This window comes from Streptomyces sp. STAM6, assembly GCF_054963715.1.
On record NZ_JBUEFZ010000043.1, the window covers coordinates 15392 to 34024 of the forward strand.

Genomic DNA, 18633 nt, shown 5'->3' on the forward strand with positions numbered 1-18633 from the left:
CCTACCCGCCGCCCCTTGGGGAGAACGATGCGGACGAACGCCACGGGCGGCTACTTGTCATGTTTTCACCCGGTTCGGCGTCCTGCAAGGCGTTCCAGCAGCTCCTGGCACACGTTGCTGACCTGCGGGTTTCCGAGGTACTCGGCGATGCCGTGGTGGGTTCTGCTGGTGTTGTTCACCAGCACGTCGGTGATCCGCGCCTGCGGGGCGTACTCGGGCAGCAGGGTGTGGTCGAGGGCCACCAGGTCACGCAGGTCGGAGGCGTTGCGCCAAGCCCTTACCCCGGCCGGGACCGCGATGGGCCGCGCCAGGTGGTCCTGCACTTCGGAGACACCGAGCGGTGAGCCCACGGTGATGAACAGTTCAACTTCGTGCCCCGTCTCCACCAGTACCTCGTAGGCGACGATGGAGCCGAGGCTGTGGCCCACGACGATGAGCGGGGCGCCCTTCACGGCGTCGAGCTCCGCCCGCACCACCTCGCGGATGGCGTTGCCCGCGCCGCCGAAGAAGTAGGCGTGCACGTCCTTGAACGTGTGCTTCACCAGCAGCCGGAAGGCCGCTTTGCGGGCCGCCGAGGGCAGGGGCAGTGCCTCGGGCTCCACCTCCGTTTCGAGGCCGGCCTCCTCCCCGGGCCCTTCCCCGGGCGCGCTGCCGGGGCGGACGGCCTCGGCCTCGGCGAGGGTGTCGGCGAGGTACGTCATGTCGCGCAGCCAGCCACCGAGCGGGTCGCCCGGCTCGCCGGTCCACGGCCCCTCGGGGGCCAGGCCGCCCGATTCGAACCAGGACTCGCCGAGGGTGCGTGCCACGAACTCCTCGGGCGCCTCGACATCCGCGGGCGCCAGGGTCTCCTCGATGCCCTCCTCGCCGTCCATGGGGTCCGGCTGCAGGTCCGGCAACGGCGTCTCGTAGCGCAGCCGGGCCCAGTAGGCCATCCGGGAGGTCTCGCCGGCGTCCCGCCCGAGGAGGGCATGGTCCCAGCGGGACTTGAGCAGTTCGGAGCGGACCTTGTTCCCGTTGCCGTGAACGTAGATCACCCTCGGGTCCATGGGGCCTCCCTCAGCTCCGCATCACGATGTCGTCGTGGGACTCCAACTGCTTCCAGCGCATCTCGGGGGCGCGCACGACCGGCATCAGGTCCACGTCGGGGAGCGGTCCGAGGTCCAGGGAGGTGAGGTCGGCGATGTCGGAGACCGGCACCTGGAAGGTCCGGAAGGCGCCCAGCGGTGGCGGGGCGCCGGGCTTGGCCCCGGCGAAGGCGCGGTCCGCCGCCCGGGTCAGGTCCGGGCTCTGGTCGAGGACGTACGCGGTCGAGGCGAGTGCCCCCTCCTGCATGAACGCGGCGACCTTCCAGAAGCGCAGCGGTACCTGGACGCCCCGGTAGGGCGGGTCGGAGTCGTGCAGGACCGGCCCGGTCAGCACGACCAGCTTGCGGTCGAACTGGGCGGCGTGGTCGAGCAGGTAGTTCTCCAGGCCCTGCCACACCTGCTTGCCCTGGTTGAAGACGTCCGCCTGCGGGGCGGAATTGGTGTAGTGGAACGTGTCGTCGTTGGCACGGACCGCTTCCGCGGGCTCGCCCCACACCGGGTCGAGCCTACGCACGAGGTGGCCCCGGTCCAGGCTGTTGTTCCGGTAGACGTCGTTGCCGGCCTGCTGGTGCTCGGGCACCCGGGGGTCGAAGCGCCAGTCGTCGTCGCGGGGCACGTCCTCCACCAGGCGCTGCCCGTCGATACAGACGGCGGTGGCCGCCGCCATCCGCCGGTCCGGCCGCAGCACCACGCTGAAGTGGGTGTAGGGCAGGACGACCGTCTCGATCGCCGGGTCGACGGGCATCGGCAGCGGTACCGCCGGGCCGAGGAAGGCCTCGTCGTACCCCTCACGTCCGTTGAGCGACGCGCGTGTGGCCGCGCCGGCCCCGCCACCTTGCTCAGAAAAATCAGATGAAATCACGATATGATCGCTACCCGATGAGGGGGGGCGTGCAGCGGGGCCGCCCCCGAAGCCACCCGATCAGTCGTGTGCCGTTCAGGGGGCTCCCGCCGTGGACCGGTTCAGAGCCGGCCCACTCCTGGAACCCATCCGCAGGACGGCGCCCGTGACGCACGGTGCCGAGCGACCCCGAACGCACAAGGAGCCTTCATGCCCACCGGCCTCTCCCTCCACATCGGTCTCAACAAGGTCGATCCGAAGAAGTACGGCGGCTGGGACGGAGAACTCGTCGCCTGCGAGAACGACGCCAACGACATGGCACGGCTGGCCCGCGAGGCAGGCTTCTCGGACACCACCCTGCTCACGCCCGACGGCACCGTAGAGAACGTCACCGCGGAGCTGCGCGACGCGGCGAAGAGGCTGAGGAGCGGTGACATCCTGCTGTTCACCTACTCCGGTCACGGAGGTCAGGTCCCCAACACCACCGGCTCGGACGACGAGGCCGACGAGTTCGACGAGACGCTGGTGCTTTTCGACCGCGAGTTCCTCGACGACGAGCTGAACCGGGAGTTCGCCCGGTTCGAGGACGGTGTCCGCATCTTCGCGCTCCTCGACTGCTGCCACAGCGGCAGCGGCATCGAGGTGCGGGAACTGCTGAACCCGGACGCTCTGGAACAGCAGTTCCAGACCCGCGACCCGGAACGCGTCGAGCAGACCGCCCGCCTCATGCCCGTCCTCAAGCAGCACGAGATCTACGAACGGGACAAGGACTTCTTCCAGGAGCTCCAGCGCGGACTGGGCGACGGCACCGCCCGCGAGGCCAGCGCCCTGCTCATCTCGGCCTGCCAGGACAACCAGCTCGCCTCCGACGGGCCCGTGAACGGCAAGTTCACCGAAACCCTGCTCAGGGTGTGGGGCGGCGGCACCTTCCAGGGCGGCCACCGTGTTTTCCACCGGGACATCCTGCGCAGCATGCCGCCCACACAGAGCCCCAACCTTTACGTCTCCGGGACGCCGGGCGAGAGTTTCCTCAAGCAGCGGCCCTTCACCGTCTGAGCCCCCCGGCCCGCGCGGGGCGGGTCCCCTTCCCGGTCGGGCCGCGCGTGAGGGTTCCCGCTCCCGGTCGGGCCGCGCGTGAGGGTTCCCGCTCCGGGTCGGGCCGCGCGTGAGGGTTCCGGCTCCCGGTCGGGCCGTGAGCGAGGGTCCCGGGCCGCGTGCGAGGGTCCCGCTCCCGGTCAGGCCGCGTGCGAGGGTTCCCGCTCCCGGCCGCCCGGGTGGCGGTGGCGCCAGAACCAGAACACCCCACCGGCGCCGGCGGCCCACGCGCCCAGCACCACGAACGGGAACGCGTGCTGATGGTCCCCGAAGTACACTGCTGTGTGCTGCGCGTTCACGGAGGCGCCGGGCGGCAGCCACCGGCCGATGTGCCCGAGCGCCGAGGGCAGCAGGGGCCAGGACACGGCGCCTCCCGACGAGGGGTTGCCGAGCAGCACCATCAGCCCCCAGGTCGGGAGCATCGCCCACCGTCCGATCAGGGCGTTGAACATGCAGAAGACCATCCCCGAGGCGAACATGGTCAGCGAGAGGATCAGCCAGGACTCCACGAACGGCAGGTCCACGGCTCCCAGCAGCCAGTCCACGGTGGCGGCGATCGCGAACCCGCCGAGCAGCGCGTACGCCAGGGTGAAGGCGACCCGCTCGCCCGGCTCCAGGGCCCGGGCGTGCACGCTCATCTGGATGGCCCCCACGAAGCCGATGATCACTGCGGCGAGGGAGATGTAGAACAGTGCCAGCCCGCGGGGATCGCCCCGCTGAAGCGGCTTGATGTCCCTCACCACGACCGGCACACCGGTCTCCCGGCCCGCCGCAAGGCCCGACTCGGCCAGGACCTGGGCCACCGAGGCCCCGGCGGCACCGGCCACGTCGAGCTCGACCGCCCGGGCCCGCACGGTGAGGACCGCGAACACCTCCTGCTCCTCCACTCCGCGCCGTGCCTCGGCGCCGGAGCGGTAGGGACGCAGGGCGAGTGACGCGCCGAGGGCCTCCTCCATGCCGTCCACGAACCGCCCGCCCTGCGCGGTGTCCGCCGCGCCGACCACGGCGGTGGGGATGTGACGCGGTGTCGGATCGGCCATGGAGTACGTGTACGAGCCGGCGAACAGCGCGGCCGCCGCCGAGAGGATCAGCACGAGCACGGAGGCCGGGAGGGCGGGCGACTCCTTGAACGCGGCCCATCGCTCGGCTCTCGTGGGTGGCCTGCCGTGGGCGCCGTGCGGGTCGCGCACCGGGCCCTCACCGGGGGTGTCCGCCATGGCGCCAGGCTAGGGCGCCATGTCCGGAGAAGTGTGGAATACCCCCATGTGGGGACACGGGGGGCGTGGCGACTCCGCAGATGGGAGGCCGACATGCGCACCCATGATCAACAGGATCGATACGAACTGGTCTTCACGCATCGAAGCCCGCCCGACGCCGTGCTCCACGGCGAGGACGTGGTGGCCGTCCGCCGGACGGACCGGACCGGCCCCGGTGGCCACCCCGTGTACTCCGACGACTCCGGGATCGTCCTCGCCGAGATCAGCGACCGGGGCGAGGTGCGAATGATCGCCAGCGGCGGCCATCAGGAGCCCGCCGGGATCGTCGAGGCCCGGCCGGTCTCACCGGCCTGACAGGTCCCGCCGGGCGGCTCGGCCGGCCGGCGGGCGGCAGCGGCCGGTCCTCGGATGGGCGGGACCGGCCGCGTCGGCCTGTGCCCGGACGGTGCCGCTACCGGCGCAGCCCCATCGGCGCGCCGGAGTCTGCCGGCGCCGGCTGCCGGGGCGAGCCGTACCCCGGAGAGCTCTGCGTCGGGGTGTCCTCCTCCCGCGAGGTCGGAGGGGGCGGGGTCGACGGGGGCGGCGGCGGGGGCGGTGTCGAGGTCTTCGTGCCGGTCGGGGACGAAGGCGACCGTGACGGCGACGGCGACGGTGACGAGGACGGGGACGACGGGCAGGGGATCGCGCTCTTGTTCGGGGTCGCCAGGCCCGACACGCACGGCACCGGGGACGAGTGGGTCGGAGGCAGCGACGTCACCGTCGGGGACGGAGTCGTCGGCGGCGGGGTGGTCTTCTTGTCGCTCCGGCCCTGGGGGTCGCCCGTCTTGCGCTCGATCCACTCCCGCTTCTTCGGGTCGAAGATGATCAGCACCTTCACCACCCGCTCGGACGGCGAAACGAACACCGTGTTCGACGCACTGTAGCCCGGCCAGGGATCGCCCTTCCGCTGGGCGATCGTCTGCTGCTGCACCGGGTCGGTCAGCGGATTCCCGCATGCGCAGCGCACCCTCGGCATGCCGCGGTTGTCCACGAGTACGGCCGTCCCGGCCTGCAGCACCGCCTGGTACTCGGTCGCCCCGCCGTTCTCGTAGCCGTGGTTGGTGACCCGCGTGTCGTACTGCAGATTGACCGAGGTCAGCCCCCGCAGATAGGCGGGCACACCGGTCGCGTCGATGCCCAGCACGCCGGCGAAGGCCTCGTTCTTGGCCGGCTCACGCGTGAGGTAGTCGATCTGTCTCTCGACGTCACAACTCGCGACGTTCCGCGTACCGCCGTACAGGCCGGGCGTCGAACCGGACCACTTCCGCACCACATTGGGCCCGGTCTGCTCCTGCGTCGGGGCGGGTGGCTGGCTGGCCGGCGGCGACGTCGGGGTGGTGCGTGCCGTCGACGGCGTGAACGGCGCCGGACCCGCGGCCGACGCCTGCTCCAGGAACAGCTCGCCGCTGCCGGTCGCGCCTTCGCCGTTGCCACCCGGGCGCGTGAGGACCACCGTCAGCACGACCGCGGCGACCACCGCGCCGGCGACGATCGCGATCCTGGGGGCGGACCGCCACCACGGCCCCCCTTCTCCTCCGCCGCCGCCCGCACCGCCCCCGCCCCCGCCGCCGCGACCGCCGCCACGCCCGCGACCGCCCGGACCGCCGCCCGGGGGAACGCCGGAGGGTTCGGTGGGCGGTGGTGGCGGGTGGCCGCCCTCGGGGCGGCCGCCGGGGCCCGACAGGGGGCCGGAGGGCGGCCCTGCGGGAGCGCCCGACGAGGGATCGGTGGGGCGATCGGAGGGCGAGTGGGAAGCCACGTTTTTCCCTTTCTTCCGTTCCGGCCTATTTGTGCCCCGAATCCGGGCGCACCGCAAGCCGGGACACCGTCGGCCCAGCCCGGCGGGCGAGCTGCCCCTCGCCCGCCTAACGTGACACCCGTGAGCCGTCAGGGAGCCGACGCGCGCGGGGCGCGCCAAGCCGCCCACGACTGGGCAGCCGCCCTCGTCGCGGTCGTCGCCGGGATCGTCGCCATGGTCGTACCGGCCGCTCTCGGGCTGTGGGCGGCGGGCGCGGCCGACCTGCCGGGCGGTGCGTTCTGGAACATCGTCGCGGCCGTGGTGCTCATGGCCGCCGGCGGCGACGTCGAACTGTCCGGCGAAGCGGGCGCCTTCGCCGGGACGAACGCCGAACTGACCGCCACGCCGCTCTCGGTGAGTCTCGCCGGGGCGCTCACCCTCGGCATCTGCTTCCTGCGCCCGCTGCGGCACCGCGCCGTCACCGGCACCGGTGAACTCCTCCGCCGCGTCGCCCGGACGGCCCTGCTGTGGGTGGCGGCCCTGGCGATCCTCACCGCCCTGGCCCGGCACACCTTCTCCCTCTCGCCCGCCACCCCCTCCGACGACGACATCCTCGGTCAGCTGCTGGACGACGTGAGCCCCTCGGTCGGCTTCCGCGCCGACGTCGTGCCCACCCTGCTCCTCGGGCTGCTGTGGGTGCTCGGCGTCCTCGTCGTCGCCCTCCTCGTGTCCCGCCGGGCCCCGCTCCCGGTCCGGCTGGTGGGCTATCAGGAGCCGGTGCGACCGGCCGCCTTCGCCATGCTGCTCCTGCTCCTCGCGTACGTCGCCGTCGGTCTGGTGATCGCCCTGGTCGTGGCCGCGACCAGGGACCACCCGGCCGACACCTTCGCCGTGATCCTCCTCGGGCTGCCGAACATCTCCTGGTTCGCCCTCGGTATCGGCATCGGCGGCACCTGGGACGGCAGGGTGGAGGGGCCCTTCGGCCTGCCGATGCCCCAGGTGCTGGACGCGGTGATGCGCGGTTCCCAGGACGCCACCGTGGATGTGTCCACCCTCGCGGCGCAGGACCCGAGGGCATGGTGGACCATTCCGGTCGCGGCGGTCTCGCTGCTGGCCGTCGCCTTCGTCATGGCGGTGCGCTCACCCGCCCGGGTGAGGCTGTGGCAGCACGCCCTGCACCTCGGTGTCGCCTTCGGGCTCACCATGCTCGCCGTCGCGCCCCTGACCCGGGTCTCCGCCCGCTTCGGCCTGTCCATCCTCGGCATCGGCGAGATCGACGATCTGGGCGGCAGGGTCTCCCTGGACCCGCACGTGTGGGCGCTCGTCGGTCTGGCGGTGCTGTGGGGGCTGCTCGCGGGCTTCCTGGGCGGTCTGGCGGCCACCCGCGTACGCCGCCACGGAGAGGTCGAGGCCCCTGTCGCGAGGGGGCACGGCAGCCCCTGACGGGCCCGTGGGCCCCGTCGCGGGGCGGTACCGGCCCGAACGCGGCGGCCCAGGGCGTGTTTCGAAAGTCCCGTCCGGCCGGGAATGCCCGGCACGCACGCTCGCGGCGTTGCCGAAACACGCCCTAGTCGAACGCGGGACCGCGGAACACCGGCAGGGCCCAGTCCGGCGGCGGTGGTGGCGGGGTCGGACGTCGCGGGACCGACGGGCCCTTCCCGGTGGGCCCCGGTTCCACGGGGCCGGTACCGCCCAACGCGGCCCGCAGCTCGGCCACGAAGTGCAGGCACGTGTCGTACCGCTCCTCCGGAGACTTGGCCAGTGCCTTCGCCAGGACGGCGTCGACCGCAGCCGGCAGATCGGGGCGCAGGCCGGTCAGCGCCGGCGGGGCGTCGTACTGATGGGCCCACAGCAGCGCCATGTCGTCGTCGCGCCGGAACGGCGGCGCGCCCGCCAGCGTCTCGAACACGACGCACCCGAAGCTGTACACGTCGCACCGGCCGTCCACCGGACGCCCCGAGATCTGCTCCGGCGCCACGTAGTCGAGCGTTCCCACGAACTGGCCCACGCTGGTGAACCCGGTCAGGGAGAGGGACTTCTTCGTGAGCCCGAAGTCCGTCAGATAGGTGTGCTCGGGGTGCTCGGCGTCCGTGCCCTCGGCGACCAGGATGTTGCCCGGCTTGACGTCCCGGTGCACCAGGTCGTGCGCGTGAGCCGCGTCCAGGGCCGACGCCACCTGGGCGGCGATCCGGCCGGCCTTCGCCGGCGGCAGTGGCCCCTCGCGGTCCAGCAGCGCCCGCAGGTCCTGCCCGGCGACGTACCGCATCGCGATGTACAGCACGCCCTCCGTCTCGCCCGCACCGAACACCGGGACGATGTGGGGATGGTCGATCGCGGCGGCCACCCGTGACTCGTGCGTGAACCGCTGGCGGAAGGTGTCGTTGCGGGCCAGTTCCGGCGCGAGCAGCTTCAGTGCCACCGTGCGGCCCAGCCGCAGATCCCGCGCCCGGTACACCACGGCCATGCCACCGCGCCCGATCTCGCTCTCCACTTCGTAGCCCGCGATGCGCTTGCCGACCAGCCCCGACGGGCGTCCCGCGGGCAGGTCGGAATCGTGCGTGACGCGGTCCATCAGGGCTCACCCGCCCGGTCCGGCGACGTCCCCTCGCCGCCGGGCCACTCGACCATCCGGGTGGGCTCGGCGTGCGGGTCCGGCGGTACGGACCCCGGGTCCACGACCCGCGTCGGCTCGTGCCCGGCCGCGACCCGGCCCCCGGAGGGCTGTTCCCCGCCGGCCGGCCGGGGATCGGTGTGCGGCGCGGGCTCGGCGTGCGCCCCTCCCGTCGAGGGCCCCGCCGGGGCGGCGTACGAGGTCAGCCGCGTGCCGTCGCAGTACACCCACCGCTCGTGTTCGGCGTCGTAGAGCCACATCGCCTCGCCGTCCACGACCATGCCCACGCGCATACCCCGCGTGCCCTGCCGGAACGTCTCGCCGTCCGACCGGCCCGCCGCCAGCTCCTCCACGGCCTGGCGGTAGCGGCGCACCGCCGCCTCCGCCCTGGCGAGCAGCGGCCGCGGGTCGGCCGTCCGCGTCAGCTGGCGTTCCGTCGCCGGGGGATCGGGCGGGACGGAGACCAGCAGCCGGCCGTCCACCCACGCGGACCACCCGTTGGAACAGACGATCCGTCCCCAGTCACCCACCCGGTCCACGAGCTGTACGGGGAGGAACGGGTCCAGTGGCACGGTCGGCTGCGAGGGATCGGGGGCGTCCCAGGCGGGCAGGCCGTCGCGGGGGACGACGTGCGTGGGCCTGAAGTCCGGGCCGATCAGGTCGAACGAACTCGTGGGGGTGAGGGGAACGCCCATAGGCCCTGCCTACTTTCGCATGATCGCGGGTTCGTGCCGGCGCAACAGTCTCGCGACCACGAATCCCAGGACGAGGCAGAGCACCACCATCATCCCCATGTCCAGGAGCCACACCTGCGCCGTGTGGTCGAACAGCGGATCCTGCGTCTTCTCGCTGGGCGCGATCTTCTCGATGTCGACGGTCGCCCCCATGGCCGCGAAGGCCCAGCGGGAGGGGATCAGCCAGGCGAGCTGCTCGATGACCGGCGAGCCGTGGATCGTCAGCAGGCCGCCGCAGAACACGACCTGGATGATCGCGAGGAGCACCAGCAGCGGCATGGTGACCTCCTCCTTGCGCACCAGCGCCGAGACGAACAGGCCGAGCATCATCGCCGTGAAGGACAGCAGCGCCACGGCCAGGGTGATCTCGACCAGGGGCGGCAGCAGCACGCCCTCGCCGCCCGGGACGTTAAGCGGCACACCGATCAGGGCGACCAGGGTCAGCACGACGGCCTGCACGACCGTGATCAGGCCGAGTACCACCACCTTGGACATCAGGTACGCCGATCTGGACAGGCCGACGGCTCTCTCCCGGCGGTAGATCGTGCGTTCCTTGACCAGCTCCCGCACCGCGTTGGCCGCGCCCGTCAGGACGCCTCCGACGCAGAGGATGAGCAGGACGTTCAGGGTGGACTCCGGGCCGAACTCCCCCTCGGACAGGGCCCGGGCCATCGCCCCCATCACGAACGGCAGCGCGACCATGATGGCGATGAAGGTGCGGTCGGCGCTCAGCGCCGCCGTGTAGCGGCGTACGAGAGTACGCAGCTGGGCGCCCCAGCTCTGTGCCTTCGGCGGCGCCGGCGGGGCCGTGACCGGCTCCGTGGCCGGCAGCCGCGGCTGCTCCATGGCACCCGTGATGTACTGACGGTGGAACCGGGACCCGCGGTACTGCCCGGCCCAGTCGCGGTCTCGGTCGTTCTCGAACGCCTCGAACGCCTCCGGCCACTGGCCGAAGCCGAAGAAGTCCAGCGTCTGCTCGGGCGGCCCGTAGTAGGCGATCCGTCCGCCCGGGGCGAGCACCAGCAGCCGGTCGCACACGTCCAGACTGAGCACGCTGTGCGTGACGACGATGACGGTACGGCCGTCGTCGGCGAGCCCGCGCAGCATGTGCATCACCGAGCGGTCCATGCCGGGGTCGAGGCCCGAGGTCGGCTCGTCCAGGAACAGCAGCGAGGGCTTCGTCAGCAGCTCCAGCGCCACGCTGACCCGCTTGCGCTGGCCGCCGGAGAGGCTGTGAATGTGCTGGTCGGCCCGTTGTTCGAGGCCCAGTTCGTGGATCACCTGCTCGACCCGTTCCAGCCGCTCCTCGTGGGCCGTGTCCTCCGGGAAGCGCAGTTCGGCGGCGTAGCCGAGGGCGCGCCGCACGGTCAGCTGGAGGTGCAGGATGTCGTCCTGGGGGACGAGCCCGATGCGCTGCCGGAGCTCCGCGTAGTCCCGGTAGAGGTCCCGGCCGTCGTAGAGCACCGTGCCCCGGTCGGCGGGGCGCAGCCCGGTCAGCGCGTTGAGCAGCGTGGACTTGCCCGCGCCGCTGGGTCCGACGACGGCGAGCAGACACTTCTGCCCGACCGGGAAGGACACCTGGTCCAGGAGGGACTTGCGGCCGTGGTCGACCGTGACGGCCAGGTCCTGCACGTCCAGGGAGACCTCGCCGGTGTCGGTGAACTCGACCAGCTGGTCACCCGCGAGACAGAACGCGGAGTGGCCGATGCCCACGATGTCCCCGGGCGTCACCCGGGCCTCCTCGACCGGCCGGCCGTTGAGGAACGTGCCGTTGTGGCTGCCGATGTCGTGGATCCAGTAGGTGCCGTCGTCGCGGGCGCGCAGCTCCGCGTGGTGCCGCGACACCACGAGGTCGTCCACGACCAGGTCGTTGTCGGTGCCGCGGCCGATGCGCACCGTGCGCGTGGGCAGCGGCCGTACGGAGGTCGGCTGCCGGAAGGTACCGGTGGCGGCGGGCATCGAGACGGACGACGGGCGTTGCGGGCCCTGCGGCGCGGGTGGCCGGCGTCCGGACAGCACGGCACGCGGTCCCTCGGCCGGATGGCCGAAGCGGAGGACGCTGCCGGGTCCGACGCCCCACACCCGCACGCGGCGGCCGTCGGCGAAGGTGCCGTTGGTGCTGTCCTGGTCCCGGACGGTCCACTGGCCGTTCTCGGTCAGCAGGACCGCGTGGTGCCACGAGATCCTGGCATCGCCGAGGACGATGTCGCTCTGGGGGTCGCGCCCGATGCGGTAGACCCGGTCCGGACTCATCACTGTCGAGTCACCGTCGACATCGAGGACCAGCTCGGGCGTGGTGGGCACGACGGGCTGCTCTCCCATGTCTGAATTTTATCTTTTGCGCCCGATATGTGCCTGGTTAGCCGGAGGTGTTCGCGGCGCCGGTGTCCGCGGTCATTCCTCCGCGGCGCCGCCCAGCAGCAGGCGCGCCGCCTCGCGGGCCTCGTCCGCGGGGGCGGACGAGCCGGTGATGGCGGCCGTGGTCATGGCGCCCTCGGCGAGCAGGGTGATCTGGGTGCCGGTCCGTGCGGTCGCGCCTGCTCGTTCGGCCAGGCCGGTGACGTAGACCCGGAAGGCGTCCTTGTGTCCGCGGGCCGCCTCGGCGACCTCTGGGGAGCCGGCGCCGAGTTCCCCGAAGGAGTTGATGAACGCGCAACCACGGAAGCCGGGTTCCTCGAACCAGCGCCGCAGCCAGTCGAAGACGGCGAGCACGCGTCCGGCCGGTGCGGCGTCCACGCCGTCGACATACGCCGCGAGGCTCTCCCGCCATCGTGCGTCGCGCCGCAGCAGATAGGCCTCCACCAGGGCGTCCTTGGACGGGAAGAGCTGGTAGAGCCGGCGCAGGGTGACGCCGGAGGCGGTGCGGACGGCGTCCATGCCGACCGCCTGGATGCCTCGGCCGTAGAAGAGCTCCTCCGCCGCGTCGAGGATGCGGTCCCGGGTCGCCTCGATGTCCATGTGGTCACTCCGTTGCGCGAGAACAAACGTTCTCGTAGGGTACGGCAACGAGTGAGAACGACCGTTCTCATCGTGAAGGGAGACCACCGTGTCCGACCAGCGCCCGCCCCTGCCGCCGTTCACCGAGGAGACCGCCCGCCAGAAGGTGCAGCTCGCCGAGAACGCCTGGAACACCCGCGATCCCGAGAAGGTGGCCCTCGCGTACACCGAGGACTCCGAGTGGCGCAACCGCGACGTGTTCGTCAACGGCCGGGACGAGATCGTCGCGTTCCTGACCGGCAAGTGGCAGCGCGAACGGGACTACCGCCTGCGCAAGGAGCTCTGGGCCTGGACCGGCAACCGCATCGCCGTGCGCTTCGAGTACGAGTACCGCGACGCCGGCGGCCAGTGGTTCCGTGCCTACGGCAACGAGAACTGGGAATTCGACGGAAACGGCCTGATGCGCAAGCGCCTCGCCAGCATCAACGACCTCGCCATCGCCCCCGAGGAGCGCCGCATCTCCCGTTGACCCGGCCGGGTGGCCGCCCGTGATCCAACGGGGCGGCCGGCGCGTGCATCGCCCGGCCGCTCCGGGGAACGCGGAGAGCGGACAGCGCAGACCAGGAGGTGCCCCCCCATGACCGATGCCCCCCGCCCCGACGACCGCGCCCACGACCCGGTCACCCGGTATCCCCGCCCGGACTTCCCCGAGCAGGAGCAGCCCCACCCCGGCTGGACCGGGCCCATGGACCCGCCGCCCGACCACGGCGAGGAGTCCTACCGCGGCAGCGGAGTGCTGGAAGGCCGGTTCGCCGTGGTCACCGGCGGCGACTCCGGTATCGGCCGGGCGGTCTGCCTCGCGTACGCCCGCGAAGGCGCCGACGTCCTGTTCACCCATCTGGCCGAGGAGGAGGGCGAGGCACGGGAGACCGCCCGGCTGATCGAGGGCGCCGGGCGCAAGGCCACCGCGGTCGACTGCGACATCAGGGACGAGGACCAGTGCCGCGCCCTGATCGACCGGGCCGTCGGCGCCCACGGCCGCATCGACGTCCTCGTCAACAACGCCGCTTACCAGATGGCGCAGCCCGACGGCATCGAGGCCATCACCACCGAGCAGTTCGACCGGGTGATGAAGACCAACCTCTACGGCATGTTCTGGCTCACCAAGCAGGCCCTGCCGCACATCCCCAGGGGCGGCTCGGTCATCAACACCACCTCCGTGCAGGCCTACAAGCCGAGCCCGCCGCTGCTCGACTACGCCATGACGAAATCCGCGATCGTCTCCTTCACCCACAGCCTGGCCCAGTTGCTCGCCCCGCGCGGCATCCGCGTCAACGCCGTCGCTCCCGGCCCCGTCTGGACGCCGCTGATACCGGCGACCATGCCGGAGACCGCCGCGTTCGGAAAACAGTCGCCGCTCGGCCGCCCCGCCCAGCCGGCCGAAATGGCCCCCGCGTACGTCTTCCTCGCCTCGGCGGGCGCGAGCTACATCACCGGCGAGATCGTCAACGCCACCGGCGGCACCCCGCTGCCGTGACACCGACACCCGGCGCACACGCCCTCGCGCGCCGGATCGGCCGGGAGGCGGCTGCCGCCTGGCGCTCGGCGCGCCGCGCCCTCACCGGACCCGGACCCGAGCGCGACACGGGCGTCCAGTCCCTCAAGGCGGCCGGGGCCGCCGTCCTCGCCTGGGCCCTGGCCGGCTGGTGGTGGCAGGCCCCGCTGGCGCTGATGGCGCCGTGGACGGCGCTCGTACTGGTGCAGAGCACGGTCTACCGTTCGGTGCGCGCGGGAGCCCAGCAGGTGGTCCTCATCGCGGCCGGGACCGTCCTGGCGAGCGCGGCCGTCTCCCTCACCGGGAACACCATGGCCGCCATGGCGCTCGTCCTGCCCGTGACGATGCTGCTCGGAAACCACCGGCGCTTCGGCGACCAGGGCATCTACGCCTCCACCACCGCGCTCTTCGTCCTGGTGTACGGCTCCTACACCGGCTTCGACATCGTTCACCGGCTGCTGGAGACGCTCCTGGGCGCCGTCATCGGCATCGCCGTGAACGCCCTGGTCCTGCCGCCCGTCCACCTCCGCCACGCCCGTGACACGCTGTACCGCCTCCCGCGCGACGGCGCCGAACTGCTGCGCGCCATGGCCCAGGGCATCGAGCGGGGCCACGACGTGTCCCGGGCCCAGGAGTGGCACGCCGAAGCCCGCCGGCTGTCCCGGCTGCTCGACGACCTGCGCAGCGCCCGCGGCCGGACCAGGGAGAGCTACCGCTACAACCCCGCCCACCGCATGCGACGCCCCGGCCCGGCGCTGCCCTCGACCCACTGGGACGCCGCCTGGGAACGGGTGGCCGGCCGGCTGACCGCGCTGACCGGACTCCTCGCCGAGGCGGCCGGCGACGAACCACGGTTCACCCCGCCACCGGACCCCGCACTTCATGATCTGTCCGCGCTCCTGCACGCCCTCGCGGACGTCTGCGAGGCGGACCGCGCGGTGCTGGACGGGGGCACGGCGGTGGGGGCGGACGCGGGGACGGACAGGGAGAGCGCGCTGGTCAGGGCCCGGGAGGCACACCGCGGTCTGCGGGCCCGCCTCGGCACCCGCCTGACCGCTGACGACACCGAGACCGCCACCTCGCTCGGCGGCCTCGCGGCCGGGAGCCGGCGGCTGCTGCACGAGCTGGAGGACGCCCGGCCCGCCTCCGGCGGCGTCACTTCCCGGAGCGGCGCCTGAGGCTGCGCGGCCACTTGCGGGTGTCGCGCGGCTCCACATACGGCTCCTGCGACTCCGGCAGGCCGCCACTGATGGCCCGCTGCCGGGCCAGCTCCGCGTCGAGCTCCAGGCCCAGCAGGATGGCCAGGTTGGACAGCCACAGCCAGATCAGGAACGTGATGACGCCCGCCAGGGTGCCGTACGTCTTGTTGTACGAACCGAAGTTCGCGACGTACAGCGCGAAGCCGCCCGAGGCGATCAGCCACAGCAGCACCGCCAGCACACTGCCGGGGCTGACCCAGCGGAACCCCGGCCCGCGCACGTTCGGCGCGCGCCAGAACAGCAGCGCAATCATCAGGACCACCAGAATCAGCAGCACCGGCCACTTGGCGATGTTCCACACGGTGACCGCCTCGTCACCGACACCGATGGCCTCACCCGCGCGGTGCGCGAGCGGGCCGGTGAACACCACGATCACCGCGCTCACCAGGAGCAGCAGCATCAGGATCAGTGTCAGCCCGAGCCGCAGCGGCGTCAGTTTCCACACCGGCCGGCCCTCGGGGAGGTCGTACACGGCGTTCGCGGTCCGGATGAAGGCGGCCACGTATCCGGACGCCGACCACACGGCCGCCACCAGGCTGATCGCCGCGACGACCCCGCTGGCGCCCGACGCGCCCTGCAGCTGCTCTATCGCGTCCTCCAGGAGGTCCCGCACCGGGCCCGGAGCCAGCTGGTCGAGATTGTCCAGCAGGCCACGGGTCGCGGAGTCGCCGATCAGGCCCAGGACCGAGACCAGGACCAGCAGCGCCGGGAAGATCGACAGCACACTGTAGTAGGTCAGGGCCGCGGCACGGTCGGGAAGTTCGTCGTCCAGGAACTCCTTGCCGGTCCGCCGGAGGACCGCCCGCCAGGAGTGTTTCGACAGCTGGGTCGGCTCGTCGGGGACGTCCCGCGGGACCTCGTCCGGCACCCCGGGAGTGTCCTCGCCGCCGTTCACGGCTCGGCCGCCCCTGCGCTCGTGCTCGTCGTGGGTGTTCGCCATACGCGCACGGGTTACCCGAGAAGCCCGCCTCAACCCGGCAGCGCTCGGTTTGCGGGCTCGGCCGGGGCGCGGCAGGGTCGGGAAAGCGACTTGCGAGGAGGACACCCATGCCCATCGCGACGGTGAACCCCGCGACCGGCGAGACCCTCAGGACGTTCGACCCGCTGGACCCGGCGGAAATCGAGCGGCGCCTGGCCGCCGCCGACGCGGCCTTCCGGCGCTACCGCACCACGGAGTTCGCCGAACGGGCCCGCCTGCTCGAGCGCGCGGCCGAGCTGCTCGAACAGGACCAGCACGACATCGCCCGCACCATGACGACCGAGATGGGCAAACCCGTCGCGGCGGCCCGCGCGGAGGCGGCCAAGTGCGTCAAGGCGATGCGCTGGTACGCCGCCAACGCCGAACGGCTGCTCGCCGACGAGCACCCCGACGAGCGGGAGGTGCGCGACTCCGGCGCGGCCACGGCCCGCGTCCACTACCGGCCCCTCGGCCCGGTGCTCGCGGTCATGCCGTGGAACTTCCCGCTCTGGCAGGTGGTGCGCTTCGCCGCGCCCGCACTCATGGCGGGCAACGTCGGACTGCTCAAGCACGCCTCGAACGTCCCGCAGACCGCGCTCTACCTGGAGGACCTCTTCCGCCGGGCGGGCTATCCCGAGGGCTGCTTCCAGACCCTCCTGATCGGCTCCGGCGCCGTCGAGGGGGTCCTGCGCGACGCCAGGGTCGCCGCGGCCACCCTCACGGGCAGCGAACCGGCCGGCCGCTCGGTGGCGTCCATCGCCGGCGACGAGGTCAAGAAGACCGTCCTGGAGCTCGGCGGCAGCGACCCGTACGTCGTCATGCCGTCGGCCGACATCGACCGGGCCGCCGAGGTCGCGGTCACCGCCCGCGTCCAGAACAACGGCCAGTCCTGCATCGCCGCCAAGCGGTTCATCGTCCACGCCGACGTCTACGACGCGTTCGCCGAGCGCTTCACGGCCGGCATGGCGGCGCTGACCGTCGGCGACCCCATGGACGAGTCCACCGACGTCGGGCCGCTCGCCAGCGAACAGGGGCGTGACGGCCTCGCCGAACTCGTCGACGACGCCGTGCGCGCCGGGGCGACCGTGCGCTGCGGCGGAGCCCGGCCGGAGGGCCTGGACCGCGGCTGGTACTACGCCCCCACCGTACTGAGCGACGTCACACCGGGCATGCGGATCCACCGTGAGGAGACCTTCGGCCCGGTCGCCACGCTCTACCGTGCCGGGACCATCGACGAGGCGGTGGAGCTCGCCAACGACAGCCCCTTCGGACTGAGTTCCAACGTCTGGACGCGGGACGACGGCGACGTCCGCCGGTTCGTACGCGACCTGGAGGCGGGCGGTGTGTTCGTCAACGGCATGACCGCCTCCCACCCGGCGCTGCCCTTCGGCGGTGTGAAGCGCTCCGGCTACGGGCGGGAACTGTCGGGCCACGGCATCAAGGAGTTCTGCAACGCCACCACCGTCTGGCAGGCGGCCTGACGCGTCGTCCCGCGGCGGCGGGCGCCCGCGCTCACAGCGGCGTGTGCCCCTTCACAGCGCGTTTCACAGCGGTGTGACGGTCTCGTCCTCGGGCGGCGGCCCGGGCGGCACCCCGTCGCCGAAGGGCCGGCCGCCCAGCTCCTCACGGTGGTGCGGGGTGCGCCAGGCCCGCAGATCCGGCCCGCGCGGGACGATCCGGGTCGGATTGATGTCCTCGTGGACCTGGTAGTAGTGCCGCTTGATGTGGTCGAAGTCGACCGTGTCGCCGAATCCCGGCGTCTGGAACAGGTCGCGTGCGTAGGCCCACAGCACCCGGTCCTCGGTCAGCTTGTTCCGGTTGCACTTGAAGTGGCCGTGGTACACCGCGTCGAACCGGACCAGCGTGGTGAACAGCCGGATGTCCGCCTCCGTGATGGTGTCACCCATCAGATAGCGCTGTCCGGACAGCCGCTCCGACAGCTGGTCCAGCCGGGCGAACAGCCGCCCGTACGCCGCGTCGTACTTCTCCTGCCGCTTCGCGAACCCAGCCGCGTACACGCCGTTGTTGACGTCCCGGAACACACCGTCCATCAGCTCGTCCATCTCGTCCCGCAGCGCCTCCGGATACAGGTCCGGCGCCCCCTCGCGGTGCAGGGCCCGCCACTCGGTGGCGAGGTCGAGCGTGATGCGCTGGTAGTCGTTGGTCACCAGCAGCCCGCTGCGCACGTCGACGACGGCGGGGACGCTGATACCGCCCTCGTACCCCTCCTCACGTGCGTGGTACGCCTCCCGCAGGAAACGGATGCCGAGCACCGGGTCGCGGCCGTCCGGGTCCAGTGTGAACCGCCAGCTGCGCTCGTCCTGGATCGGGTCGGCGACGCCCAGGGAGAGGGCGCCCTCCAGTCCCAGCAGCCGCCTCGCCACCAGGGAACGGCTCGCCCAGGGGCAGGCGCGGCTCACGACCAGCCGGTAGCGGCCGTCCTCCACGGGCCAGCCGTCCCGCCCGTCGGCCGTGATCCGGTCGGTGAAATGGCTGGCTGCGCGTTCCCACTCGACGGTGCTGCTCACGGCGCCCACCCTTTCTCGTGTCGGGACGCGACGGCA

Annotated in this window: 17 protein-coding genes; 7 read left to right on the top strand and 10 right to left on the bottom strand. The window is 72.3% G+C overall.

Annotated features, from left to right (window positions below; translation table 11 throughout):
• Positions 1-65 precede the first annotated feature (65 nt).
• A complete protein-coding gene (locus tag ACY34K_RS30345) occupies positions 66-1046 on the bottom strand; it encodes an alpha/beta hydrolase family protein (protein ID WP_462752822.1) in 981 nt (326 codons plus the stop codon).
• A 10-nt stretch (positions 1047-1056) separates the two neighbouring features.
• The gene (locus ACY34K_RS30350; protein ID WP_462752824.1) at positions 1057-1947 is read right to left on the bottom strand and encodes a DNA/RNA non-specific endonuclease; all 891 of its coding nucleotides are present in this window, start codon (positions 1945-1947) and stop codon (positions 1057-1059) included.
• A 189-nt stretch (positions 1948-2136) separates the two neighbouring features.
• Between ACY34K_RS30350 and ACY34K_RS30355 the strand changes: the two genes are divergently transcribed.
• Positions 2137-2982, top strand: a complete 846-nt coding sequence (locus tag ACY34K_RS30355; protein ID WP_462752826.1) for a caspase family protein — start codon at positions 2137-2139, stop codon at positions 2980-2982.
• A 179-nt stretch (positions 2983-3161) separates the two neighbouring features.
• Here ACY34K_RS30355 and ACY34K_RS30360 read toward each other — a convergent pair whose 3' ends face one another.
• Entirely contained in the window at positions 3162-4238 is a 1077-nt protein-coding gene (locus ACY34K_RS30360) for an ABC-2 transporter permease (RefSeq protein ID WP_462752828.1), read from the bottom strand.
• A 93-nt stretch (positions 4239-4331) separates the two neighbouring features.
• Between ACY34K_RS30360 and ACY34K_RS30365 the strand changes: the two genes are divergently transcribed.
• Positions 4332-4592: a DUF6296 family protein gene (locus tag ACY34K_RS30365; protein ID WP_462752830.1), complete on the top strand. Its 261-nt coding sequence runs from the start codon at positions 4332-4334 to the stop codon at positions 4590-4592.
• Positions 4593-4689: 97 nt separating this feature from the next.
• Here ACY34K_RS30365 and ACY34K_RS30370 read toward each other — a convergent pair whose 3' ends face one another.
• Complete coding sequence (locus ACY34K_RS30370; protein WP_462752832.1) at positions 4690-6036, bottom strand: DUF6777 domain-containing protein; 1347 nt, start codon at positions 6034-6036, stop codon at positions 4690-4692.
• Positions 6037-6156: 120 nt separating this feature from the next.
• On the opposite strand from ACY34K_RS30370, the gene ACY34K_RS30375 reads away from it, so the two are divergent.
• Positions 6157-7458: a streptophobe family protein gene (locus tag ACY34K_RS30375; protein WP_462752834.1), complete on the top strand. Its 1302-nt coding sequence runs from the start codon at positions 6157-6159 to the stop codon at positions 7456-7458.
• Positions 7459-7582: 124 nt separating this feature from the next.
• On the opposite strand, the gene ACY34K_RS30380 is transcribed toward ACY34K_RS30375, so the two are convergent.
• The 4 genes from ACY34K_RS30380 to ACY34K_RS30395 form a co-directional block, all read right to left on the bottom strand.
• Positions 7583-8587 carry a serine/threonine-protein kinase gene (locus ACY34K_RS30380; protein WP_462752836.1) on the bottom strand — a complete coding sequence of 335 codons (1005 nt, stop codon included), beginning with the start codon at positions 8585-8587 and terminating at the stop codon, positions 7583-7585.
• Positions 8587-9321, bottom strand: coding sequence for an SH3 domain-containing protein (locus ACY34K_RS30385; RefSeq protein WP_462752838.1), 735 nt, complete (start codon positions 9319-9321; stop codon positions 8587-8589). The genes ACY34K_RS30380 and ACY34K_RS30385 overlap by 1 nt, the downstream gene beginning before the upstream one ends.
• 9 nt (positions 9322-9330) lie before the next feature.
• Positions 9331-11682 (bottom strand): FHA domain-containing protein, encoded by a 2352-nt coding sequence (locus ACY34K_RS30390; protein ID WP_462752840.1) that lies wholly within the window; start codon positions 11680-11682, stop codon positions 9331-9333.
• Between the two features lie 72 nt (positions 11683-11754).
• The gene (locus tag ACY34K_RS30395) at positions 11755-12318 is read right to left on the bottom strand and encodes a TetR/AcrR family transcriptional regulator (protein ID WP_462752842.1); all 564 of its coding nucleotides are present in this window, start codon (positions 12316-12318) and stop codon (positions 11755-11757) included.
• An 88-nt stretch (positions 12319-12406) separates the two neighbouring features.
• On the opposite strand from ACY34K_RS30395, the gene ACY34K_RS30400 reads away from it, so the two are divergent.
• The 3 genes from ACY34K_RS30400 (at position 12407) to ACY34K_RS30410 (ending at position 15030) form a co-directional block, all read left to right on the top strand.
• Positions 12407-12826, top strand: coding sequence for a nuclear transport factor 2 family protein (locus ACY34K_RS30400; protein ID WP_462752844.1), 420 nt, complete (start codon positions 12407-12409; stop codon positions 12824-12826).
• A 108-nt stretch (positions 12827-12934) separates the two neighbouring features.
• On the top strand, positions 12935-13834 hold the full coding sequence (locus ACY34K_RS30405; RefSeq protein WP_462752846.1) for an SDR family oxidoreductase: 900 nt from the start codon (positions 12935-12937) through the stop codon (positions 13832-13834).
• Positions 13831-15030, top strand: coding sequence for an FUSC family protein (locus tag ACY34K_RS30410; protein WP_462752848.1), 1200 nt, complete (start codon positions 13831-13833; stop codon positions 15028-15030). Before ACY34K_RS30405 ends, ACY34K_RS30410 begins: the two co-directional genes overlap by 4 nt.
• Here ACY34K_RS30410 and ACY34K_RS30415 read toward each other — a convergent pair.
• The gene (locus ACY34K_RS30415; protein ID WP_462752850.1) at positions 15008-16051 is read right to left on the bottom strand and encodes a YihY/virulence factor BrkB family protein; all 1044 of its coding nucleotides are present in this window, start codon (positions 16049-16051) and stop codon (positions 15008-15010) included. The two genes, ACY34K_RS30410 and ACY34K_RS30415, sit on opposite strands and share 23 nt — an antisense overlap.
• A 107-nt stretch (positions 16052-16158) precedes the next feature.
• Here ACY34K_RS30415 and ACY34K_RS30420 point away from each other — a divergent pair, with 107 nt between their 5' ends.
• Complete coding sequence (locus ACY34K_RS30420) at positions 16159-17550, top strand: NADP-dependent succinic semialdehyde dehydrogenase (protein WP_462752852.1); 1392 nt, start codon at positions 16159-16161, stop codon at positions 17548-17550.
• A gap of 63 nt (positions 17551-17613) precedes the next feature.
• Here the strand turns inward: ACY34K_RS30420 and ACY34K_RS30425 are convergent, their stop codons facing one another.
• The gene (locus tag ACY34K_RS30425; protein WP_462752853.1) at positions 17614-18597 is read right to left on the bottom strand and encodes a glutathione S-transferase family protein; all 984 of its coding nucleotides are present in this window, start codon (positions 18595-18597) and stop codon (positions 17614-17616) included.
• Between the last annotated feature and the right edge of the window lie 36 nt (positions 18598-18633).